Genomic DNA, 22,304 nt, shown 5'->3' on the forward strand with positions numbered 1-22,304 from the left:
GGCCTGTCAGCGAATGATGATTGGCCCCTGGGGCAGGGCTTTCTGGAGTTGTTGTTTTACCTCCACCAGCCAGGCGTCGATTTCCGCTTCGGTTTTCAGGGTGGGGCGGGGGATGGTGACAAACTGGACCTCGGGCTCGCACAGTTCGGCCGCGGCGGCGGCGACGTTGTCAAAGCGGGCCGGCATGGCTGCCACCCGATCGGCAAACATGGCCAGGGAGCAGTTATCAAGGGCGGCCAGAATATCGGCCGTGCTTTGCAACTGGACCTTGGGCCGGGCGGCATCGTGGAGAAGTTCGGTGGCCAGCAGTTGGTGGCGCTGCTCGGGTTCGAGTTGCTGCCAGTTGCTGTCGGAGCGCAATCGTTCCATGCCTTGCCGGTGACGACTGACGTATTCCGCGTCCAGACGATTGAGTTCAGTGCGCAGCAGTTGGGTTAGAGCCGCCAGCAGCGGCGCCACCGGGTCTGGTTCGGCCAGCAGTTGGCGTTGGTGCTCGATGGTCTGGACCTGAGCCATGATGACCTCGGCATCCGGCAGGCCGGCGGCATGCTCCAGCAGGCGCTTGAGGGTGAGCCAGTTGGGCTGGCGCTTGGCAATGCGGGCCGCCAGATCGGTCCAGGCCGCAAAATTCTGGGCAAATTCGTCGCGGCGGTTGTAAAGGGCCAGCAACTGCTCGTTGCCGGCGGTCAGGCGGATTTCATGCAAGGCGGTGGTGTCCGGCTGGGGCGGTCGGGGCGGATCGCCGCCGGCTTCCGCGGCCAAGTCCAGCATCTTTTGCAGAAATTGTTGAACCTGGGGCAACTCCTCACCCTGCCGGGCATTGATGCCGGCCTGCTGCAGGAGCTTGCGGATCTGAATCCGCTGGGCGGTGCTGACGGTGGTCGATTCCACCTTGAAGATCACCTTGCCGAGGGCATTGCGATCCAACTCCCGCGGGTCGATGGCCTGGCCGCGTTCGTCCTGGGCTCGCACCAGCCCGGCGATCAGCAGCACGTGCAGGCCGCCATCCACCGCATCACGGGACCAGCCGTAAGGGGGGCCGCCGAAATGGACGCGAATATCGGCGCCCTTCTTGCCGCCGGCAATGAAAGCCAGGATGGCCTTGCAAACCGGATTCCGGGCCGGCTCCCCGTCATCACCCACCGCCTTCAGGGCATCCGGGGCGCCGGACTTGGCCTTGTCATATACTTTGCCCCAACCACCATGGTCGGCCAGGCTGAACTGATGGTAAAGGCGCTGGAGGGCGTTTGCAGCGGCTTCGGTGATCATCTCCTGCAGGTCATTACCCAGGGTTTCACTGCCCCCCGCCTGGAAAACCCGGGCACCGGAGAAAGCCTCGGCCAGCAACTCGCTAATTCGCCCTTCAGCCGTTTGCCGGGTAGTTTCCATGGCTGCTCGGGCTTCGGCGCCTTCCGGGTTGCCGGGCACCCCCTTTTTCTCCAGGGTGGCGGCGGCGGCTTTACAGTCGATGAGAAAACGGCGCAGATCATCGGCGGAGCGCTTGGGGATGAAAACGAAGACCGTGGAGGACTGATTCCCCGCCTGACGGGCATCAGCCCGGATCGAGTTCTCGTCGCTGCTCCAGCCGTCACGCACCCAGACATAGACCCGATGGTCGGCGTCGTTGGGCAACTGGGCATCGAAAATCGGGAAAATCTCCCGGCCGACCCTGGAGGTGCCCTGGCCCAGGGAGAGCTTGCGCACCATCTCGCCAAACTTTTTGCGCATCCGGTCGTTTCGTTCGGCATCAATCCGGTGGGCTTCGCTGGCCAGGCTGGAGCACTGGCTCAGAAATTCATCGTTCCAGGCCGTGCTTTCCGCGGTCTGGATTCGGTATTCGTTGCCGATTTTCATCAGCAACTTACATCCATCCAGCAGGGCCGGCAACCGGCGCCGCAAACTGCCGGAGCCGGCGGCCAGGTCTTCCAGCAACAGATCCGCTACGGTATCGACGGTGGCGTGAATACCGATTTCTTTGTTGCTGCCGGCCAGCTTGTTGATCAGAAAGACCAGGCCGCAGGCCCGGGCCAGGATTTGCTGGTCCTCATTGCCCCGGCTCCAGACTACGGTCTGTTCATATACTTCCCGGGGCAGAATCCGGGTTCGCAACAGTTTGTCGGCGGACTCGAAATAAAGGTAATCCGCCGGCACCATATGACCCAAGGGGCGCTCCAGGTTGGTTTGGATCACCTTGTGCACCATGCTGAGCTGGTTGCGAAGCTGGCTGTCGGTGCCGGTCTGGTCCAGAACCCGCAGGGTATTTTCCCAGAACCGTCGCCGAACCGGCAGGATTGGATAATCCTGGGGAAAAAAAGGCAGGTCTGACTGGCGATGGGCGATGGAGGTGCCGGCCAGATGGCGGGAAATCTCTCCCAGGTTGGCCGTCATGATCTCTTCGATGGGGGCCTTGGCGGCCGGCTTCTTGGCCAGGACCACCTGGCGGATCACCGCGTCGACGTCGGTATCGGAAAGCTCCACCCGGATGGTGAAGCGCCCCTGGAGGCGAGCGAGGTTGGAGGTGCCGGTAACCGCGGTCTGGCCGGTGCCGATAAAGAGGAGCTTGCCGCCAATCTCCTTGGTAATCGACTCCACCATCTCCTGCACCGCCAGGGACCGGTCGGGGTCCTCTCCGATGAACTGCTGAACTTCGTCCAGCACGATCAGGGTCAGGGGAAACTTGTCGCCCAGGGTCAGGGCCTGGCGGATGGCCTTGATCATTTCCGAGCTGCCCACGTCCTGCACGAACGGGTAGAGATTGTTCAGGGTTTCAACGCAGGCGGCGGGAGTGGTGAAAAGCTGGGGCTTGGCCTGGGCCAGGGCCTGGTGCAGACCTTCGGCGACATAGAAATTATCCAGTTCCTCTTCCCAGTCCAGCCCGTGTTGCTCGACCAGGTCGCGCACCTGTTGGTGGACGCCTTCGTGTTGCAACCACATGACAAAACGGGCGACTGGATATTGCTCGGGCAGGCCGACGGACCGGAAAACTACCCGGAGCAGCGCCAGGCGCACGCTGCCGCTGGCGCCGGCGCCCAGGGTACCGGAAGCGGCCCGCAACCCGCCATGGCGTTTGGCCTGGGTGCTTAATTCCTTGAGCTGGTCTCTGATATGCTGGGGCAAATTGGCGATGCCGCGGGCAGTGGCGCCATCGGCAAAAACCGTATCCACCCACAGAGCCCGCAACATTTTGACCAGATGGGATTTACCGGAACCATAAAAGCCGCTGACCCAGACCGCCGGCTGCTGGGCCTGATCAATATTTTTCAGGTAGGTTTCCAGGATGTGGCTTAATCCCTTTTCATACTGGCCGTCGCAGACGAAGGTTTCCAGTTCATAGCGGAGAACCTCCAGGGCCTGGCTGGTCTGCTCGTCGTTGACCATGGCCACCCCTTCGTTGACCAGCTTGCGGGTGGTTGGATCCTGCTGGTAAATATCGCGGTTTTTCATCTATTCTCCCCTTTCCTGGTACTCCGTTTACCATTCCTTGTCGGCGGTGAGGGGCACGGCCAGATAGTTCCAACCGTCATACCCGTCCAGCAGTCGGTAATTGTTGTTTTCGTAGCTGCCGGGGAAAAAGACCAGTAGCCGGCCGGGGACCAGAGGCGCCAGCTCCTCGACAACATCCTTGACCTTTTGCAGCCCGAATAGCGAACCCACGCCGGCGAGAGCCACCACGGTATTGGCATCAGCCCTGTTCTGAGCCAGGAAGGCCCGAAACTGATCGCCAATATAGGCCCTATATTTAGGCAACAGAGTGGCCAGCAGGTGCGGTTTTTGAAAATAGCTTGCAGCGTAGCGCTGGGAGGTCAGCCAGGCGGCAAAGGTGTCGGTAAGATCAAAAGCGGCCCATTCGTGGCCGGCCTGGCGGGTGGCGATTTCAAACTCATCAATTTTCGCCCGTAAGCGGAGTTCCTCGGTCTCGTGATAGACGCAGAAAATAACCCGCTGGGGGGCGGCGGCATCATCCCGCCAGGGAACCGCGATGTATTTGCGGTATGACTGAACCAGACGTTTAACCCTGCTCACGCAACCACCCCATTTCCTGCTCGTTGATCAGATTCGGGAAAAGCACCTCGATGACATCGCCAACCCTTTTGCAGACCAGCCAACCCCTCTGGGAAGCCTCCTGGGCCAAAGCCACGGCCCGGTCAAAGGAGCAGTCCAGGAGTTTGACGTATTCACCGTGAAACAGGCTGCTGCCGCGGACCCCGGTCAGATAGGCAAGCAACAGGGCATAGGCCAGCGGGCCGCTTGTGGTGGTGGGGTGGGACCGTTTTTTATTGGTCCGGCCCCGGAGGTGGCCTGACTGAGTCCAGGTCGAGTTGATATTTTTGGCGTTGGAGGCAAGCTTGCCGGGGCTGTAGCGGCCTGGCGCCAGGGAATCCAGAAATTCTTCGGTGCTTTCTCTGGTGACCGCCGCTCCCGCAGGGAGGGGCAGAATATAGCGGGAACTGGCTCGCAGCAATGAGTCCCGGGCATAAGCGCAGAGCAGCGCCAGCAAGGGTCGGCCGGCGGGATCGCGGCGCCAGTAAAAAAGCAGGGCGCGAAAAAGCAGCAGCTCGTGGTCGAGAGCGTACAGTTCCAGCAGATAACGCTTGCTGATCAGGCGATTCCTTTCGGTCCGCTTGTTCAGGCAATTATCCTCGACGATGGCCTGGATATAGTCGGCCCGGCTGGCGGCGGGATCCTGGACATAATCTAGCAGCAGCGTTAGCTCAGCCAGCATCATGGTCCGGGAGACATGGGGACTGCCGGCCGGGAAAGCAAAACCGAAACTGGCCAGGTTATCTTTTTTTCGGGTCATTGTCTCCCCCACGAGTCCGACCTGCACCTCCCTTGCGTACCCAATCATCAACGTCAGCTATTTTGAACTTCCACAAGCGTCCGACTTTGCTGGCCGGCATGGCTTTTTCGCTGATCCACTTATAAACTGTGTCTCGCTTGACGCCGAGATAGGTACCAATCTCATCCACGGACAGCCATCTGTCTTCCATGCTTTCAGCTCCGGGAAAAGGCTATGCGGCAGGTAGGCTAACAGTCTGGACTTAGAGTATATTAGCAGGTTTCCGGCCATTTGGGGTTGTGGAATACTGACGGAAAACTACGAGGAGGGGGGGGAAAAGTCAAGCGAGAGTTGCCAGTTTAACCGAATATGTCCGGATGGAGTCTTGGAGTGTCGCCCCAGTTATTCGGACAGGTTTGGGCTTCAGCTCAATCCTGCGGAATCCCAAGTAATTCATTTCTTAGCATGTTAAGTGTGCTGTTTTCTTCAAATTCGCCTGTTGACAGCCAAAAAATCCATTCGTGGATGATTTCCATAGCCTCTTCTTTTAAAACATAATCCGTCAACTCGTAGGAATCATGGTGTCGACCTATGGGCTGTAAATGGTCGAATCTGAGAATAGAGGATTCAGTATCACCGGGTACCGGCAAAGTATCCCAAAGGTACTGCGGATATTCGCATTTGATAATTCTTTCAACGAACGGTTGAAACCATTTGCTGACCCCTTTTTTTTGGCACCCATAATATGGTGCCACAACAAGGGTAGGGTCAGTGTGCCACTTCGGCTTCATAGACGAACGCATCTCTTTTGGGATGTCCGCTCCGCCAATACTTATTAAGAGGCAATATCTTTTTTTGGATCTGTGGACAGTGAAACACTCACCGGGATAACATGCCAAGCCTGCGACTGGGAGGTCATAGGTTCTCGGGGGGGCATTGATTCTGAGAGGATAAATTTGGTAGTTCGCCTTACCATGATTGCCAGCCTCTTCCTCCGGCCGGCCGATCGGGGTTAGTCTTTTCGGAGTAACGGCGACATGAGGAATGAAGGCTCGCAATAATCGACCTGGCCTGAGCTGCTTATCTGTTGCTTTCCTCCACCAATTAAAGTCGTCGTAATATCTTTGAATGCATTCCTCAGGGTAAGTCAGCATCTTTTCTCCAATTCGATTTCCATATTTCTTTGGAGATGGACAACGTGCCTTCACTATTGGGAATTTCTTCCCCGGCTAGGGCATCTAGCTCTGCAACGCCATTATAAAATACCTCGTCATAACGTGGCGGGACTGGCTTAATTCTACTTTTTCGTTTTTCCTCTCTCATGGCGGCCATTATTGTCTTAATCTTCTCAAGCCGGTCCTTCTTTTTTTTCTTTTCTCGGGCTGTCAGAGCTGTTCTGGGGGTGGATGGAGATTGGCGAGGACTGCATTGTTCTGCAAAATAGGCGTAGTTGAAATCTAATAGTTGCCCAGGCGCGGCATTGGTCATGGGTGGCGTCAAATATACATAATGGAGGAGATCGTAAGTTGCCGCGCCATATTTCCGAATGTCGGCCCGCAACCGAAAGAGGATGTAGGGGGGAATTGGTTTCGAGGCTGACTTATAATCTGGATGGTCATCAGGCAGTGACCAATTTTTGCCTTCATCAGTGTACCGGCTTTCAAATATCCGAAGATTGGCACCTATCGCTTTGGCCGCGTTAGGCAATTCTTTGTGAAGCTCTAGATTCCAAGGGCCTAATTTATAAAATTGCCAATCTATGTCGGTAAAGCAACGCCCTTCGTTCTTTGCGGCATAGTACAAGTCAGCGAGATAGATGTACTTGATCAGCTGAATAGGCCCAAGCTCTCTGTTTTTGTAGTCTTCATCTTGCCATGCTTCGGCAAGGATGAATTTAATGAGTTCCTGAACGCGGGCTTTATTCATGGCTATTGTAAGCGTTAGCGCTTGCGGAGGGAAGAGGTGCTTAGCTTGACTTTCTAATATATAGAAGTATCGGAAAAAATAAAAGGGTTATACAGGGCCGTCAAGATTAATCGAAGCACACGAGAGACACAAGCCTGAATCCGTGTCATGTTTTCTGCGCAGGTCGTTGTAACGGGGAGTCCATTTCAGGAGACAGGAAACCTGTCCGGGTTATAGTCAAATCTGGTGTATGGGATAACTGAGGAAAATGGCGTATCATCCAGGTTGATTGATCACCACGACGATCACAGCCAACACAGGAGGATACGCCATGACCAAGTCTACCCCAACCGCTCTTTCACAACAAGGAAACAATGTCGCCGACCCGCTTACCGACCTTTTGCGCGATGGTGCCAGGATGCTGATTGCCCAGGCCGTAGAAGCTGAATTACAGGCCTTCATGGCCCAATACTCCAGCCGCTTGGAAGATGGCCGCAGGACAGTGGTCCGAAACGGCTATCTTCCCGGTCGCACGATCCAGACCGGAATCGGCGATGTCGAGGTCAAAGTTCCCAAGGTGCGAGATCGTAGCGGCCAAGGCCTCAAGTTCAACAGCAGTTTGTTGCCGCCTTATCTGAAGCGGGCGCGCAGTGTCGATGAGTTGCTGCCCTGGCTTTACCTGCGAGGAATTTCCACCGGCGATTACCAGGAGGCCCTGGCCGCACTCCTCGGGGAACAGGCCAAGGGGTTGTCGGCCAACACCATCTCCCGCTTGAAAGCCAAATGGCTGGCCGAGCACACCAAATGGCGGCAACGTGACCTGAACGGAAAACGCTACGTTTACTGGTGGGTGGATGGCATCTACAGCAACGTCCGCATGGATGACAAGCTTTGCCTGCTGGTGATCATTGGAGTTACCGACCAGGGGCACAAGGAACTGATAGCGGTGGAGGATGGCTACCGGGAGTCAAGCGACAGCTGGTATGAACTTCTCGCCGGGCTGCGGGCTCGGGGCCTGACCACAGGCCCCGAGTTGGCGGTTGGCGATGGTTCCTTGGGGTTCTGGAACGCCTTGGGCAGGGTCTATCCGAAGACCCGCCACCAACGCTGCTGGGTTCACAAAACGGCCAACGTGCTGAACAAGATGCCCAAAAAGCTTCAGCTCAAGGCCAAGGCTGATTTGCATGATATCTGGATGGCTGAGACCAAGGAAGATGCCAGCCAGGCTTTTGATCGTATGCTGGCCCGTTTCGAAGACAAATACCCCAAGGCCATGGAGTGCCTGGCCAAGGACCGGGACGAGTTGCTGGCTTTTTACGATTTTCCAGCCGAACACTGGGTGCATATCAGGACCACCAACCCCATCGAGTCGGCCTTTGCCACTGTGCGCCTGCGCAGCAAGAGATCACGGAACTGCGGTTCCAGGGACACCACCCTGACCATGGTCTTTAAGCTGCTGCAAAGCGCTGAAAAAAGATGGAAAAAGATCAAGGGATTTCGCCGGCTGGCTGAGGTCGTCACCGGCATACAATTCAAAAACGGAATCAAGGTGTCAGATCAACCTATGCGGATGGCCGCCTGAGGACTCCGTACACCAGATTTGACAATAACTCAACCTGTCCCTGATCATGCAAAGCAACGATGGTCCCCACCGCGTAATGAGTTGAGTCGCGTCGGACCGGCAGCTTCTTTTTTGTCCACCACCTGGCGGAAAGGCTAGGTATAAATTTTACTGATCGAGTGTTACGGGTTTAGGGGCGGATAAATCAGTAAAAAAATGCATTGGAGGTTGCACCAGAGGTTGCACAAACAAAAAAGGAGTTATGGCCGAAACCATAACTCCTTGATTTTGCTGGCTCCCGGGGAGGGACTCGAACCCCCGACAGGGTGGTTAACAGCCACCTGCTCTACCGGCTGAGCTACCCGGGAACGAAAGCAGCAACTATAGCAAGCCGGCGGGGCTGCGTCAACAGTTTTACATGGCGCTTGCTCGGTGGCGGGGCTTTTTGTTCGGCCGCGGTCTCAAAACCCTTGGCCACAAAGAGGTTACGGCGTAGCCTGCCGGTTCGTCCTGTCGCGAATTGCTTGCGACAATCATATAGTGGTCCGCCCCCTTCAGCCGCTTTCTCCTTGACCTTAAACCGGGCGGATGCTAATAAATCATTCCTTCCAAAATGTCGGGGCGTGGCGCAGCCTGGTAGCGCGCCTGCCTTGGGAGCAGGAGGCCGGAGGTTCGAATCCTCTCGCCCCGACCATTGCTGTATCTTTCTCTACCGGCGGTAAAAACGAGCCAGGCGCTCGGGGCTGATCCCCAGCCAATAGCCCAGCACCATCCCCTGATTGATCAGAAAGGTCCGCAGGACTCCCTTTTGTTGCCAGCGCCGGGCGCTGGTGTGGGCCTTTTCCGGCCGGAGGGCCACGTGCCCCCGCCGGTGCAGCCGCCGAATGAGTTGAAAGTCTTCCATGATCGGCACCGGCGGGCAACCGCCAAGTTCGTCGAACACCCTTTTGCAAAGAAAAATTCCCTGATCGCCGTAGGGCAGGCCCAGAAACCGGGAGCGCAAATTGGCTCCCCGCTCCATCAGGCGCAGCAGAGGACCGGCAGCGTCGATACGTAGGCTGAAGGCTCCCGCCACCGTGGCCGGATCGGCCAGGGTTTTGAAGATCAGCTCCGGATAGCCCCGGGGCGGCAGGGTGTCGGCGTGCAGCAGGAGCAGCGCCTGCCCCCGGGCCCGGGCGGCTCCGGCATTGAGCTGGGCCGCCCGGCCGCCCGGTTGCCCCGTTGCCCCTGGGAGCTCGATAACCGTGGCGCCGTGGCGCCTGGCCAGCTCCCGGGTCTGATCGCGGCTGCCGCCGTCGGCCACCAGGATTTCCGTTTCTACTTGCATCCCGTCGGCCGCCTGCCGCAAATGCGTAAGGGTGGCCGGCAACACGGCGGCTTCATTAAGGGTGGGAATAATCACCGAAAGCAGGGGAGGGTGCCCGAAAAAATCGGTAAAGCGATTGTCATCGGCCAAGACCTGCAGGTCTTCAGCCCGATCAATATCCCGCCTGGTCGGCAGCAAGGCCACACTCAGGCCGAGGCGGGCGGCGGCGGCGCGGGTTTGCTCGCCCACCCGGCCGGAGCCCCAGTTGATGTCCTGGAAAAGTTCCGGGCGCGGCTCCTTCAGGCCCAGCAGGTAGTAGCCGCCATCTTCAGCGGGGCCCAGCACCAGATCGTGGACTTTCAGTTGCGCCACCGCCTCCTGCAGCAGTTCCGGCGTCAGCCCCGGCAGATCGGAACCAAACACCAGGGTCATCTCGATTTCATTGCCGTAGCGGCGATCCTTTAAGGGCGTGCCGCACTCCAGGCCGTCGCAACTCTGGTTGGCCAGCCGCGGCCGGAAGGAGAGGTCGATGGCCTGCTGTAAGCGCCGACCCAGGTCACCTTCCGCCTGGCGTTGATACTCCAGGTCATCACCCAGCCAGGCCCGAAAGGAGGCGGACCGCTCGCCGGTGTAGCAAATCCGTATCGTGGCCTCGACCACCTCGGAACCCCGGAGGAGTTTTTGCAAACCGCGCGCCGTCTGCACCGTCGCTTCACTCATCCGGCGCTGCAGGCGGGCGGCTTCCGTAGCGCCCAGGGCGGGGATCAACCGGCTTTTGACCATGCCGGGGGCCGGGTAACGGGTAAAGACCAGCAGTTTCAGGTGAATGGGCGAGTAGGGTGGCATCAAATGTCCGGCTGGTAACAGATTACAAGATTAAATTTTAGATGGGGTTTGCTAACCGGGGCAGGACGGTGATGAGCAGCCGGCTCAGCTTTTCCAGGTTGCCCCGGAAGACCGCCACCAGTTCCGGTACCTGCAGGGGCGGCTCATCCTCCTTCCAGGAGTCGTAGTCGGTGACCATGGCCACCACGGCGTAAGGCAGCCCCAGTTCGGCGGCCAAAACGGCCTCCGGGGCGATGGTCATGTTGACCAGGTCCGCCCCCCAGAGCTGGAACATCCTCGATTCGGCCCGGGTGGAAAAGCGTGGTCCTTCAATGGTCAGCATGGTGCCGCCATCGTGCAGCGGCAACTCCAGGTGGCGGCCGGCCATAAGCAACTGCTTCCGGATCTCGGCGGCAAAGGGGTCGGCCAGGGCGGTGTGCCGGGCATTTTCTATGCCCGGCGGGAAATGGTCGTGGAAGGTAACGGCCCTGAAGCGGGTAAAGTCGATCAACTGGTCGGGGATGACAAGTTCGCCGGGGCCGATATCCTGGCGCAGGGAGCCGCAGGCGGCGCTGGCCAGCAGATGGGTGCAGCCCTGTTCCTGCAGGGCCAGCAGGTTGGCCCGGTTGTTAACCTGAGAGGGGGGGATGGTGTGTTCCCGGCCGTGGCGGGCCAGCAGTGCCACCTCCCGGCCGCCGATTCGGCCCCTCAGCAAAGGGGCCGAGGGCGGGCCGTAAGGGGTATCCACCGTAACCTCTCGGGCGTTTTCGATAAGTTGGGGGTTTTCCAGGCCGGAACCGCCGATGATGCCGACAATGCTCATGTTCTCAATTTTTACGGGTTGAGGTTTTTGGGGCCGAGGGGGAATCAATGCCGCTCTTTTCCTCGGTGCCGGCGCCGACTGAGCTCCAGGCAGCGCCGGGCAGTTTAACGTAGCGATCGTAATTGGCCAGGTAAATTTCCGCCAGGGTCAGGAAGGCGGTGACGATCAGCGGGCCGTAGATGATACCGAGAAAGCCGAAGGTGTTCAAGCCGCCGATGATGCTCAAAAAGACCAGCAGGATGTGCATCTTCGCCCGGTCACCCACCAGTTTTGGTTTGAGCAGCGATTCAATGAAGAGGGTGATGATGCCGTAAAGAATCGCCAGCAGGATGGCATCCACCAGGTTGCCCTTGATCAGCAAAAAAAGGACCGTCGGCACCATTACCAGGCCGATACCGACGATGGGCAGAAAGGCCAGCACCGCCATGATCGCTCCCCAGAGCACCGGCGGCCCCAGGTTGAAGGCCCAGAAGATCAGGCCACCGATAATCCCTTGAATCACCGCACAGATTCCATTGCCGATTAGTACCGCCCCGGTGATTTCATCGAACTTGGCAAACAGTTGCCGCTCCTGGTCGTCGGGCAGCGGCGAGAGGCGGAAAATATAGTTAAGCAGGCGGTCGTGCTCCATCAGCAGAAAAAAGATGGTGACAATGGTCAAAAAGAAGCCCAGCACGAACATCATCAGGTTGGCCGCCCAGGTGCTGGCCTGGTCGTAGAGAAACAGTCCCAGATCCCGGGCGGTTCCGGCCAGCGCCCGGCCGATGTCTTCCGGTTGCAGGGAATAGCCCAGCAGGGCGGCGGTTTCCTGCAGGTGCACAAAAAGCGGGGTGGTCTGAAACTCCCGCAACCGGGCCCCCAGGGTGGCCCCCGCCCCCCGGCCCCAGTTGTAAAGCCCGTGGGCTTCCTGGGCCAGGGCCATAACAAAGAAGACCAGCGGGATGAAGACCAGCAGTACCACCAAGGTGCAGGTGGCCAGCGAGGCAAAGAAGTCCGGCAGCCGGCGATTGATGAGCTGGTAGATGGGCCGAAACAGCCTGGTCAGCAGATAGGCCAGCACCAGCACGGAGATAAAGGGCCAGAACAGCCATCCCACCAAGACACTGGAGATCGCGAAAAGGAACAGGAAGTAGCCCAGGACCATGGGCGATGGAGGAGATTTTTGCATTGCTCTGCCTTACCGAAAGATCATTGACGGACCGTAACCGTTCAGCAGTGCCGTAGATTCGGGCAAGCAGCCAGGCGCAGCGTACCCCTTGTACGTAAGCCTGGCTGCTTGCCCGAAGATGCGGTGCTGCTGAACGGTTACGACCACTTTAGCTGAAAGCTGCCGCCACTGCCAGGTGAATTGCGCGTGGTCGGATTAGTTGCCGGGCCGCAAAATAAGTTGTTTCCCTGGTGCCGGAACTTCGTTATATTGCGGAAAATTTTTACTTAAAACGAGCTGTTTGCCAATTTGTCGAAAAAACACGACGGCGGCGACGATCTCTTTGATAAAGCAACAGGTTGCCAGATGGAAATCAAAACTCAAACCCTTCCCCCGTCCCAGCGGCGCACCCGTCCCGATGATCAACAACTGGGGTTCGGCAGGATCTTTACCGATCACATGCTGGTCATGCCCTTTGACGCCAAACGCGGCTGGCACGACCCGGAGGTGCGGCCATACGCGCCCTTTTCCCTCGACCCGGCGGCCATGGTGCTGCATTACGGGCAGGCGATCTTTGAAGGCCTGAAGGCATACCGGGGCCGGGATGACGGCATTTATCTCTTCCGTCCGCTGGCCAACCTGGAGCGCATGAATCGTTCCGCTGTGAGGATGTGCATGCCGACCCTGCCGGTGGACACCGTCTTTGCCGGGCTCAAAGCCTTGCTGAAAGTGGACGGCGACTGGGTGCCGTCCGCCGACCACGGGGCCTCCCTTTATATCCGTCCCACCATGGTGGCCACCGAGGCCGGCCTGGGGGTGCGGCCGGCCCAGGAATATCTCTTTTACGTCATCCTCAGCCCGGTGGGGGCCTATTACCCGGAAGGCTTCAACCCGGTGAAGATTTACGTTACCGATAAATACGTGCGGGCCGTGCCCGGCGGGGTGGGCGAGGCCAAGACCGCCGGCAACTACGCCGCCAGCATCATGGCCGCGGTGGAGGCCCAGCAGGCAGGTTATACCCAGGTGCTGTGGCTGGACGCCAAAGAGCGGCGGCTGGTGGAAGAAGTCGGTACCATGAACATCTTTTTTGTCTTTAAAGACCGTATCGTCACCCCGCCCCTTTCCGGCACCATTCTGCCCGGCATTACCCGGGACTCGGTGCTCCGGCTGCTGGCCGACTGGGACTTGCCGGTGGAAGAGAGGAGTATCGCCATCGACGAGGTCTTTGCCGCCAACGAGCGCGGCGAATTGCAGGAGGTCTTCGGCACCGGCACGGCGGCGGTGATCTCCCCCGTCGGTTCCCTGCATTACCGGGGCCAGGATTGCCAGATCAACCAGGGTAAAATCGGGGAGCTGGCCCTGAAGCTGTTCAACGAACTTACCGCCATTCAATATGGCCGTAAGGCGGATCCTTACGGCTGGGTTATCCGACTCTAGGTATAAGCGCGGTCACGGGGCGCGCCGTGGCCGCTTACAGAAGGCCCCGTATTTTTTTTACGGTGTTCAGCTCGTCATGGGCGGCGCGAAAACTTTTGATTTTGCGCTGGTTTGCCGGTGCTGGAAAAAAATACGGGGCGGCTCTTGATTTTTCCTTATCCCGTACATAGTGTTTGCGCCATCCTGTGGCAGATGGTTGCGTTTGCAATGTTTCCGGGCCCCCGCTGGGCGGTCCGGTTTATCGTTATGCAACCCCATTAAATATCAGATTAACGTAGAGATGGAGGTAGTCCATGAAAATTCGGCCATTGAATGACCGTATTCTGGTCAAACGACTGGAAGAGGAAGAAAAAACCAAGGGCGGGATCATTATCCCCGACAGCGCCAAGGAAAAACCGGCGGAAGGTACCGTGGAAGCGGTGGGCAACGGCCGCCTGAACGACAAAGGCGACCGGGTTCCGGTGGAGCTGAAGGTTGGCGACCGGGTACTGTTTTCCAAATACGGCGGCACCGAGATTAAGATCGAGGGCGAGGAGTACTTGATCATGCGCGAGGACGACATCCTCGGCGTGGTGGAGAAGTAGACTGAACTGAAAAAACCAACCCGGATGTAACAGCCCCGGATGTAACAGTAAGGAGAAGATAATTATGGCTTCAAAAGATATTAAGTACGGCAGCAAAGCCCGCGAGTCGATCCTGCGCGGTGTTAACACCCTGGCTGATGCGGTCAAGGTTACCCTGGGTCCCAAGGGCCGCAACGTGCTGATTGAAAAATCCTTCGGCGCCCCCGTCATCACCAAGGACGGGGTGAGCGTGGCCAAGGAGATCGAGATCAAGGACAAGTTCGAGAACATGGGCGCCCAGATGGTCAAGGAAGTTGCTTCCAAGACCTCCGACGTGGCCGGCGACGGCACCACCACCGCCACCATCCTGGCCCAGGCCATCTACACCGAAGGCTCCAAGCTGGTGGCTGCCGGTAACTCCCCCATGGAGATCAAGCGCGGCATCGACAAGTCGGTGGCAGCGGTGGTGGCCGAGCTCAAGAACATCGCCACCCCCACCAAGACCCAGAAGGAAATCGCCCAGGTGGGCACCATCTCCGCCAACAACGACGCCACCATCGGCAACATCATTGCCGAGGCCATGGACAAGGTGGGCAAGGAAGGCGTGATCACCGTGGAGGAAGCCAAGAGCATGGAAACCTCCCTGGACGTGGTCGAGGGTATGCAGTTCGACCGCGGTTACCTTTCTCCCTACCTGGTTACCGACCCCGAGAAGATGGAGGTCAACCTGGAAGACCCCTACATCCTGCTCAGTGAAAAGAAGGTCAGCAACATGAAGGACCTGCTGCCCATTCTGGAGCAGATCGCCAAGATGAACAAGCCGCTGGTGATCATCGCCGAGGACGTCGACGGCGAGGCCCTGGCCACCCTGGTGGTTAACAAGCTGCGCGGCACCCTGAATGTGGCCGCCGTCAAGGCCCCCGGCTTTGGCGACCGCCGCAAGGCCATGCTGGAAGATATCGCCATCCTCACCGGTGGCCAGGTGGTGTCTGAAGAGCTGGGCATCAAGCTGGAAAACATCACCGTTAACGACCTTGGCCAGGCCAAGCGGGTGGTTTGCGACAAGGATAACACCACCATCATCGATGGCGCCGGCGACAAGGACAAGCTGGAAGGCCGGGTCAAGCAGATCCGGGCCCAGATCGAAGAGTCCAGCTCCGACTATGACCGCGAGAAGCTCCAGGAGCGCCTGGCCAAGCTGATCGGCGGGGTAGCGGTAATCAACGTCGGGGCCGCCACCGAGGTGGAAATGAAAGAGAAGAAGGCCCGGGTCGAGGACGCCCTCAACGCCACCCGCGCGGCGGTGGAAGAAGGTATCGTTCCCGGCGGCGGGGTGGCTTATCTCCGTTGCCTCAAGGCCCTCAAGGAGTTGAAGCTGTCCCACGACCAGGATCTGGGCAAGAAGATCGTGACCCGGGCTCTGGAAGAGCCGGTGCGCCAGATCGCCAACAACGCCGGCCTGGAAGGTTCGGTGATTGTTGAGCAGGTCAAGAACATGAAAGACCTCACCAAGGGCTTCAACGCCGACACCGAGAAGTTTGAAGACCTGCTGGAAGCCGGGGTTATCGACCCGGCCAAGGTTACCCGCTTTGCCCTGCAGAACGCGGCCAGCGTGGCCGGTCTGCTGCTTACCACCGAATGCATGATCGCCGAGCACCCGGAAGATGACAAGGGTGGCGGCGGCATGCCCGGCGGTATGGGCGGCATGGGAGGAATGGGCGGCATGGGCGGTATGATGTAGGAAAACGTCCAGCAGCACCGCATCTTTGGGCGATCGGCCCGGCTTGCGGAGGGGACAGTTTTGAAAACTGTCCCCGATTACGCGGCGCCGGTTCGCTTGCCCAAATCTGCGGCACTGCTGAATGTTTTTCGTCCGTGCCAGCCTCTTTTTTTAGGCAGCTACGTTTTATTGTTTTTACAACGCCCTTGGCCGGGTTCCTCTTGGCCGAGGGCGTTTTTTTTGCTGCATCCGGGCGGGAAAACCGTTATCCTGCCCCGATTGCTGTTTGGTGGTTTTTGCTGATGGCGCCCGTAGCTCAGCTGGATAGAGCACCGGCCTTCTAAGCCGTAGGTCGCAGGTTCGAATCCTGCCGGGCGCGCCAGAAAAAAATAAGGCAAATCAAGTAATTAAGCTTGGTTTGCCTTTCTCTTTTTGTACCACAAATTTTCTCAAAAACAGCCCTTTTTGTGTCCCAAGTGTCCCAAGAGTGTCACCAAATATTTTATCTTTCGGTTTGTGATTTTACGTCACATTTTCCACTGTCCCAAAATTGTCCCATCGGTCAAAAAAGATTGCGTTACTGCGTAACGACAAAAACCACTACCACCACCACCCGGCGGCACCAGCCGCCGATACCACCCTTCTATTTCCGGGAAGGCTGAGAACTCCCCCTGGTGCAGAATTTTCACCGGGTTAGTGGGTGGTGAAAATTCTGCACCACCCTGGTGGTGAAAAATTTGCACTGGGGTGGTGAAAATCCTGCACCAGGGTGGTGAACGACGTTCACCCTGAACCAGTCATTGGAACCAGTCATAAAAACCACCACCCCCTTTCCCCCTCCCCCATGGACGTATGGTCGAGGTGCAGGCAGTAGGTCCGTAATGGTGATGGGAGGAGGTGGTGTTACTGCGTAACGACAGCAGGTGGGTGTAGGGGGAAGCTTAGAAATGATTAAGATTTATTAATTTGCTTTGCGAGCTGCTCAATGAAGTCAAATACGCAATTCGCTGTCTTTGTGCGCTCTCTCTGTGTTAGTTCGGATAATAACTCGTCAACAGACTCGGCTATCGCTAAAGACTCAGGAAGAAAACGGTCTGTTGTGATTTTTGACCTCAGAAACTCCTGATTTAATTCAAAAATTATTTGATCATCTTGAAATATTCTTCCTCTTCCAGTTTCCCACCACTCGATATTTATCCCAAGTTTGTTCAATAGCTTCTGCTCAAGTCCACGACTAGGTCGCCTTCTTCCAGAAAGCAAGGAAGACACATGTGAACGAGAGACACCAATTGCATGAGCTACTACTTCCTGTGTTAAATGTTGAGGGGCTTCGGTCATAACAATCCGAAGTTTTTCAGAAAAATCCATAATGATCCTTCCTGCAAAAAAAAGTTGCGAATAACAACAAAAAACAATACATTATTGACACAGTGTCATTTCGTGTCGTTTCGTAGTGTATCGGGCCTGGTCAGTTCTCCAAATTAGTTATACTCAAAAGGGTGCAAAAATGTCCACATCCAAAATCATCTACAGTCAATATCCCGGGCGAATCACGCTGACGCCTGACGAGTTAGCTGGCTTATTGGCTGTTAGTGCTCACAGGATACGGCTCGCTGTAGCACGGGGGCGGTGGCCCATCCCCCACCGTAGGATAGGCCGGCGGATTATGTTCCCGGTGGCGGCGGTCGTCGAGTATCTCGACCATGGCGGTTCGGCGCCACCCCGGAGAGGTCCGGGCCGCCCCCGAAAAGCCGATCAGGTCCAGGCCAATCAGGGGAGGTAATCCATGTCGATGGAGATGATGGTCAGGGCTCTCCAAGTCCGCGTCGGCAATCCAACCAGAAAATTAATCCTATTAAAGTTGGCTGACAACGCCAACGACGCAGGCGAGTGCTGGCCATCCTACCAGCATATCGCGGATCAGTGCGAAGTCAGCAGGAGGTCAGTTATTCATCATGTTGCTGCACTATGTAGTGCCGGGCTGATAACCAGAAAACACCGCAACCAACCCGATAAAACCCACACCAATGCCAGCAATCTCTACATTCTCCGTTTGTCCCCGATGTCGGATGCCGACATCGACCCGCCAACATCATTTCCATCCAAGTCGGGTGCCGACAGCACCCCGGCCAGCAAGTCTACAGCAACCGCAAATGAGCCACCAGATACCGTGTCCCAGGCGGACTCAGAGGAGATTGATGAATATGTACACCTAGCCGAACGCCACGGCGGGCCAGAAAAATGCCGTAATCCTCGTGGACTGCGGCGGTATCTGCGCCGGCACGGCCTCACTGATGACCACCGGGCCGAAATGGTAGAATGGCGGGCGGCTGATGAGGCAGCCCGGGGCCTACAAGAGACCATCGCAGCAGCAGAGGCAGACGATCATCCTGATCACCCACCGGAACCGCCGCAAGAGTGGGTGGCGGCACGTGAGCATTTGCGGTGCCGGGTGCCGGACGGTGAGTATCATCTTTGGATAGAGCCGCTTCGCGCCAAAACCCATAACGGAGAACTATTAATCCTGGCCGACAATAAGGAGTGGGCCGCCCGAGTGCGGGATCGATACGGCGACCTCATCAGAGCCTCAATAGAGGCCGCCGGCGGCGGCGAATACAGTATTACGGCAGCACCATTATAGGACACCAGAGACCGCCCACGCTGACGCGAGAGGGCGACAGAGTCCGCACCCTGCCCCAGACGATTACTAACCCCCATAAGAGGTATTGAGATCATGAGAGGCAGCATCAAATGGCAGGTGCAAGAAATCAGTAAGAGCGTCAACCACATTGGGACAAGCCGCCACTCTGCAAAGGAGACCGCCAGGTCGGCCGGGGCCAGGACTTCGGCGCAGGTGGCCGAAAAGACAGGCATCCATTCCTATCGTACCCGGGAAGCGTATTTGAAGGTGTGGCGACAGTGCCTGTCTCACTCCAAAGAGCACCACGGTGTGAAAGACATCACCAAACTGACCGGCGAGCATGTGCAGTCGTTTCTTTCGTCGAGAATTGCCGACGGCGTTAGCCGCCAGACTTACGGCCAGGCGGCGGCAGCCTTGGGCAAGCTGGAAAGTGCGTTGAATAGCTATGCGACTTCCAAGGGGCTGGAGCGAAGCTATGACTTCCGCACTGAGATCCGGACACTCCGCCATGAGGCCCGCGATTTGAGGACTATGGAGGCCGGCAGGGCTTTCCGCGATCCGGACCGGGTAATGGCGGGGCTGCGTGATCCAGATTACCGCCTGACGGCGGCGATCCAGCGAGAAACCGGATGTCGGCTCAGCGAGGCCACGCTTATCCGCGCGGAGCAGTTGCGGGGTGGCGGCCAGGTCGAGATCCGGGGCAAGGGCGGCAAGGAGCGGACGTTGCGGATGTCAGCCGATACCTATCGGCAGCTGGCGGCCAGGATCGCGGAGCAAGGAGAGCACCGCGTCAGCCGTGACGCCTATCGGGCCGCAGTTAGCAGGGCCGCCGAGGCGGCCGGAGAGCGTGGCAGCAATCATGGTTTCCGCCACCTCTGGGTCCAGGAGCGGTTTCGGGAAAAAATAGGGTACGGAATGAGCAGAGAGCAGGCCATGGCAGAGGTTAGCCGGGAAATCGGTCATGAGCGGCCGGATATCACCCTACACTACCTAGGAGGCCGCTAAGTTGCGGCTATGTCGATTTGCCGCAGGGTAGCGCGTATTCGTTGCCCCGCGCCGGGTGGTGGTGGTGAGTTTGAAGCATTTTTTATCGAGGTAGCTTTCCTCGTCTATATCAACAGCATCACAGTCCGCCTCTGCGGTACTGGTTTTCGGCTTGCTGGAGCCGCCATGGGTTGGGTCACGGGCCATGGTCCGTGTCTGCTCGCCACCGGGAGAGGTTCGCAACTGCGATTAAACTTTGCCGGTGGTGACGTGTTGGGAGACCAACCAAGTACGCCTCTGCGCTTAAACTGGTTGGGTTTTTCCGAACGCTGACGTGAGCAGATATTAGTCGGGTCAGCAACGGGTCGCGCTAGGGCGACAGGTACAGCTACTGGGGTTGTTATCGCCACATTATCGACATGATACTGCAGCAGTCAAGAATTTTTTTGGGCAGGAAAGGTGCCGGATGCGATGGCGTCCCCGTTTATTTCGCGGGTGCTCAATAAACGGGGACGCGCGCCGTACCTGCGATTGCTGGCGGTGGCCTTCGTTTATCATAAACACAAATAATAAATGCCAAAATAAATGGATGTGGCCAAATTGGATACGCTGACGGGAGCTACCGCCGATGATCGGCGGCGGCTCCTCAAATGGTACGCAGGCATGTCCGACGCGCAGCGCGTCGTCGTTGCGGCGCATCAGACTACGCTGATGCGCCGCCGCCGACACTTGCGCGCCGAGGCCGGCCAGGACGTCTTTGCCTATGCTATGTTCGTGGCGGCGCTGTACCAGCTTCGCCACGCAAAAGAATCCCTTGGCCGTCGCCGGCAGCAGCCGCCTGAGCAGCTGGCGCTGCTGGAGCGGCTGCGGCAGGCCGGCCAGGGATGTCGTCGACCGAAAAAACGTGGACCGGGTGAAAAAGCAGAGGCGTTTATCCGTGCCCATTATGATTGGCTGCCCTCGGCCATGGAGCGGGAGTCACTGGACAGGGTGCTGGATTTTATCCGGCGGGAGTACCGGCTGCGGTTTTCTAGATCTACGTTTTATCAGGCGTTCCAGCGGATCCAAAAAAACATGGCTGACTGGGAGGCAGCGTGCGATGACACCAAGGCCGAAAAGGTGCCCGACTTCGTCGGTAGCTGAATATCGGGCCGCCTGGCTGCCGGAGCTGGTACATCCGGCAGCGCCGGCAGCCGGTAATCGCCATAAGCGTTACCCGGGTATTGCCGGTTTTGAGCTGGCCATCGTCGATCAGATCCGGACCAGGTTGCTGGTGGCCACCGCCACCAACAACTTGGTCAAAAGGAAACCAGGAGAAATCGGAGAGCTCTTGCAATGGCCGCTGCTGCCACTATGGGACGTCTTCGGGTGCCTGGTCGAACTGCGACCATATCCCGTACTGGATCACTTTGTTGCCATTGGGCGGAGCGAGTTAGTTGGCCTGATCAGGGGGATGCGGATCGACAAAAAGAAGGTCAGCCAAGGCCAAGCGGTAGAGGCGCTTTTTACCAGCCGGAAGCTAGCCGTGTGGGGGCACAGCCTGGAGCAATATTTTTACCGGTTTCCAGTCATCGCTGCTTCGGATGGCCGGCCGAGGGAGTTTTTTATTCTTCGTTTTGATGCTGAAGGCGGCCTGCGGCAGCAGCACAATTCTTTTTTCGCCCCACCCCGCTGGGGGTGAGGGCGGGGCGAAAAAAGAAAATGTTTTGTCAAGGAGTTACCGTCAGGGTCGTGATTGAGCAGTTGGCGATTGAAGCCGACTAGCTTTCCGTCGCCGGGATGACCGAGCAGGAGTTTGATGATTATCTGAGCGTTACGCATTGTTAGTGGGAGTGTATCGCCTGATCAAGGGTTTCGGCTACCCACTTGTTGATGCTTTTGCCGGCGGCCGCAGCAGTGGCGGCAATTTCGGCGTGCAAGGACGAATCGACTCGAACCACGAAACGGCCGGAAAAGGGTTTTTCCGGTTTTCGGCCGGCCTTCTCGCAGCTCTCAATATAAAAATCCACCGCTTCAACAAAGGCCTTCTTCAACTCAGCGGCAGTTTCGCCGTGAAAACCAACCGTGTCACGAATGCCAAGAAGGTGTCCAAAAAAAATGTTGTCCTCGGGGTCAAAGTCTATTTTGGCGGTGTATCCCCTGTGTTTAAGAGTATTCATGGCTTGATCCCCGCTCTTGTTAAAAAATCTCTGGCGTCACGAACCTGATAGCGTTTCGCTTCCTTGGCTGGATGCGGTCTATGGAAGTCTCCTTTTTCGCCTTTGAGGATAAAGGCTACCCGCGAACCATCACCTTCAATAACCTCGGCGCCCAGGGCCTTGAACAAGGCTTCAATGCGTCTCCACTCAATGCCGGTCGGAGTCGGCTTGGCAAAAATGGAGGCAAGTGTATGGTGATGTCTGCTGTTCATCGCACAGAAATGATACTAATTGGCAGTATCGTTGTCAATGGAATTGGCTGATCGCCGCCGGCGTCTCGCAGGGGCGTTTACCCAATCTCTTAGGTGATTGAGAAAGCAAAAGTTGAACAAGGCGCCATTTTACCCTTGAAGCTACCGAAAAATTTGAGTAGCTTTTCCTATAAAGTGCGTAGATAAGCCAAAATGCCAAGCC

General features: G+C 57.5%; 22 protein-coding genes and 3 tRNA genes. 12 read left to right on the forward strand and 13 right to left on the reverse strand.

Going from position 1 to position 22,304, the window contains the following annotated elements; genetic code table 11:
* Positions 1-6 precede the first annotated feature (6 nt).
* The 6 genes from brxC to DAAHT2_RS14020 form a co-directional block, all read right to left on the reverse strand.
* Positions 7-3,444, reverse strand: a complete 3,438-nt coding sequence (gene brxC / locus DAAHT2_RS10985; RefSeq protein WP_013164351.1) for a BREX system P-loop protein BrxC — start codon at positions 3,442-3,444, stop codon at positions 7-9.
* 27 nt (positions 3,445-3,471) lie between these two features.
* Positions 3,472-4,023 carry a BREX protein BrxB domain-containing protein gene (locus DAAHT2_RS10990; protein ID WP_013164352.1) on the reverse strand — a complete coding sequence of 184 codons (552 nt, stop codon included), beginning with the start codon at positions 4,021-4,023 and terminating at the stop codon, positions 3,472-3,474.
* A complete protein-coding gene (locus DAAHT2_RS10995; RefSeq protein WP_013164353.1) occupies positions 4,010-4,801 on the reverse strand; it encodes a hypothetical protein in 792 nt (263 codons plus the stop codon). Before DAAHT2_RS10995 ends, DAAHT2_RS10990 begins: the two co-directional genes overlap by 14 nt.
* Positions 4,782-4,991, reverse strand: a complete 210-nt coding sequence (locus DAAHT2_RS14420; protein ID WP_083774427.1) for a helix-turn-helix domain-containing protein — start codon at positions 4,989-4,991, stop codon at positions 4,782-4,784. Before DAAHT2_RS14420 ends, DAAHT2_RS10995 begins: the two co-directional genes overlap by 20 nt.
* 217 nt (positions 4,992-5,208) lie before the next feature.
* Complete coding sequence (locus tag DAAHT2_RS11000) at positions 5,209-5,934, reverse strand: hypothetical protein (RefSeq protein ID WP_013164354.1); 726 nt, start codon at positions 5,932-5,934, stop codon at positions 5,209-5,211.
* Complete coding sequence (locus DAAHT2_RS14020; RefSeq protein WP_013164355.1) at positions 5,918-6,706, reverse strand: hypothetical protein; 789 nt, start codon at positions 6,704-6,706, stop codon at positions 5,918-5,920. The genes DAAHT2_RS11000 and DAAHT2_RS14020 overlap by 17 nt, the downstream gene beginning before the upstream one ends.
* Before the next feature lie 310 nt (positions 6,707-7,016).
* Here DAAHT2_RS14020 and DAAHT2_RS11010 point away from each other — a divergent pair, with 310 nt between their 5' ends.
* Positions 7,017-8,267, forward strand: a complete 1,251-nt coding sequence (locus tag DAAHT2_RS11010) for an IS256 family transposase (RefSeq protein WP_013162619.1) — start codon at positions 7,017-7,019, stop codon at positions 8,265-8,267.
* 271 nt (positions 8,268-8,538) lie between these two features.
* Here the strand turns inward: DAAHT2_RS11010 and DAAHT2_RS11015 are convergent.
* Positions 8,539-8,614: transfer RNA gene (locus tag DAAHT2_RS11015), tRNA-Asn, on the reverse strand.
* A 249-nt stretch (positions 8,615-8,863) separates the two neighbouring features.
* Here DAAHT2_RS11015 and DAAHT2_RS11020 point away from each other — a divergent pair.
* A tRNA-Pro gene (locus tag DAAHT2_RS11020) sits at positions 8,864-8,940 on the forward strand.
* Positions 8,941-8,955: 15 nt separating this feature from the next.
* On the opposite strand, the gene DAAHT2_RS14425 is transcribed toward DAAHT2_RS11020, so the two are convergent.
* The 3 genes from DAAHT2_RS14425 to DAAHT2_RS11035 are packed head-to-tail and all read right to left on the reverse strand — an operon-like array spanning position 8,956 to position 12,368.
* Positions 8,956-10,398, reverse strand: coding sequence for a TIGR04283 family arsenosugar biosynthesis glycosyltransferase (locus tag DAAHT2_RS14425; RefSeq protein ID WP_013164356.1), 1,443 nt, complete (start codon positions 10,396-10,398; stop codon positions 8,956-8,958).
* A gap of 37 nt (positions 10,399-10,435) precedes the next feature.
* Entirely contained in the window at positions 10,436-11,200 is a 765-nt protein-coding gene (gene mtnP / locus DAAHT2_RS11030) for an S-methyl-5'-thioadenosine phosphorylase (RefSeq protein ID WP_013164357.1), read from the reverse strand.
* 4 nt (positions 11,201-11,204) lie between these two features.
* Positions 11,205-12,368, reverse strand: coding sequence for an AI-2E family transporter (locus tag DAAHT2_RS11035; protein WP_157861472.1), 1,164 nt, complete (start codon positions 12,366-12,368; stop codon positions 11,205-11,207).
* A 345-nt stretch (positions 12,369-12,713) separates the two neighbouring features.
* Between DAAHT2_RS11035 and DAAHT2_RS11040 the strand changes: the two genes are divergently transcribed.
* The 4 genes from DAAHT2_RS11040 (at position 12,714) to DAAHT2_RS11055 (ending at position 16,449) form a co-directional block, all read left to right on the forward strand.
* Positions 12,714-13,784 carry a branched-chain amino acid aminotransferase gene (locus DAAHT2_RS11040; RefSeq protein ID WP_013164359.1) on the forward strand — a complete coding sequence of 357 codons (1,071 nt, stop codon included), beginning with the start codon at positions 12,714-12,716 and terminating at the stop codon, positions 13,782-13,784.
* A gap of 293 nt (positions 13,785-14,077) precedes the next feature.
* Complete coding sequence (groES, locus tag DAAHT2_RS11045; protein WP_013164360.1) at positions 14,078-14,368, forward strand: co-chaperone GroES; 291 nt, start codon at positions 14,078-14,080, stop codon at positions 14,366-14,368.
* 64 nt (positions 14,369-14,432) lie between these two features.
* Entirely contained in the window at positions 14,433-16,088 is a 1,656-nt protein-coding gene (gene groL, locus DAAHT2_RS11050) for a chaperonin GroEL (RefSeq protein ID WP_013164361.1), read from the forward strand.
* A 284-nt stretch (positions 16,089-16,372) separates the two neighbouring features.
* Positions 16,373-16,449 (forward strand) — tRNA-Arg (locus tag DAAHT2_RS11055).
* A 569-nt stretch (positions 16,450-17,018) separates the two neighbouring features.
* On the opposite strand, the gene DAAHT2_RS14430 is transcribed toward DAAHT2_RS11055, so the two are convergent.
* Positions 17,019-17,435: a helix-turn-helix domain-containing protein gene (locus DAAHT2_RS14430; RefSeq protein WP_083774429.1), complete on the reverse strand. Its 417-nt coding sequence runs from the start codon at positions 17,433-17,435 to the stop codon at positions 17,019-17,021.
* A gap of 139 nt (positions 17,436-17,574) precedes the next feature.
* Between DAAHT2_RS14430 and DAAHT2_RS15360 the strand changes: the two genes are divergently transcribed.
* The 5 genes from DAAHT2_RS15360 (at position 17,575) to DAAHT2_RS11080 (ending at position 21,373) form a co-directional block, all read left to right on the forward strand.
* Positions 17,575-17,850, forward strand: a complete 276-nt coding sequence (locus tag DAAHT2_RS15360) for a helix-turn-helix domain-containing protein (RefSeq protein WP_083774431.1) — start codon at positions 17,575-17,577, stop codon at positions 17,848-17,850.
* A gap of 3 nt (positions 17,851-17,853) precedes the next feature.
* A complete protein-coding gene (locus tag DAAHT2_RS14025; RefSeq protein ID WP_013164362.1) occupies positions 17,854-18,708 on the forward strand; it encodes a helix-turn-helix domain-containing protein in 855 nt (284 codons plus the stop codon).
* A 93-nt stretch (positions 18,709-18,801) separates the two neighbouring features.
* Positions 18,802-19,713, forward strand: coding sequence for a site-specific integrase (locus DAAHT2_RS11070; RefSeq protein WP_013164363.1), 912 nt, complete (start codon positions 18,802-18,804; stop codon positions 19,711-19,713).
* 564 nt (positions 19,714-20,277) lie between these two features.
* Positions 20,278-20,835: a hypothetical protein gene (locus DAAHT2_RS11075; protein WP_013164364.1), complete on the forward strand. Its 558-nt coding sequence runs from the start codon at positions 20,278-20,280 to the stop codon at positions 20,833-20,835.
* Positions 20,792-21,373, forward strand: coding sequence for a hypothetical protein (locus tag DAAHT2_RS11080; protein ID WP_013164365.1), 582 nt, complete (start codon positions 20,792-20,794; stop codon positions 21,371-21,373). The genes DAAHT2_RS11075 and DAAHT2_RS11080 overlap by 44 nt, the downstream gene beginning before the upstream one ends.
* A 142-nt stretch (positions 21,374-21,515) precedes the next feature.
* Here the strand turns inward: DAAHT2_RS11080 and DAAHT2_RS15365 are convergent, their stop codons facing one another.
* Positions 21,516-21,851, reverse strand: a complete 336-nt coding sequence (locus DAAHT2_RS15365; RefSeq protein WP_013164366.1) for a type II toxin-antitoxin system HicB family antitoxin — start codon at positions 21,849-21,851, stop codon at positions 21,516-21,518.
* Positions 21,848-22,006, reverse strand: coding sequence for a type II toxin-antitoxin system HicA family toxin (locus DAAHT2_RS15370; protein ID WP_245526876.1), 159 nt, complete (start codon positions 22,004-22,006; stop codon positions 21,848-21,850). Before DAAHT2_RS15370 ends, DAAHT2_RS15365 begins: the two co-directional genes overlap by 4 nt.
* Here DAAHT2_RS15370 and DAAHT2_RS15125 point away from each other — a divergent pair.
* Positions 21,932-22,153 carry a hypothetical protein gene (locus DAAHT2_RS15125; RefSeq protein WP_041718983.1) on the forward strand — a complete coding sequence of 74 codons (222 nt, stop codon included), beginning with the start codon at positions 21,932-21,934 and terminating at the stop codon, positions 22,151-22,153. The two genes, DAAHT2_RS15370 and DAAHT2_RS15125, sit on opposite strands and share 75 nt — an antisense overlap.
* Positions 22,154-22,304 lie beyond the last annotated feature (151 nt).

This window comes from Desulfurivibrio alkaliphilus AHT 2 (assembly GCF_000092205.1).
In the GTDB taxonomy this organism is placed as follows: domain Bacteria; phylum Desulfobacterota; class Desulfobulbia; order Desulfobulbales; family Desulfurivibrionaceae; genus Desulfurivibrio; species Desulfurivibrio alkaliphilus.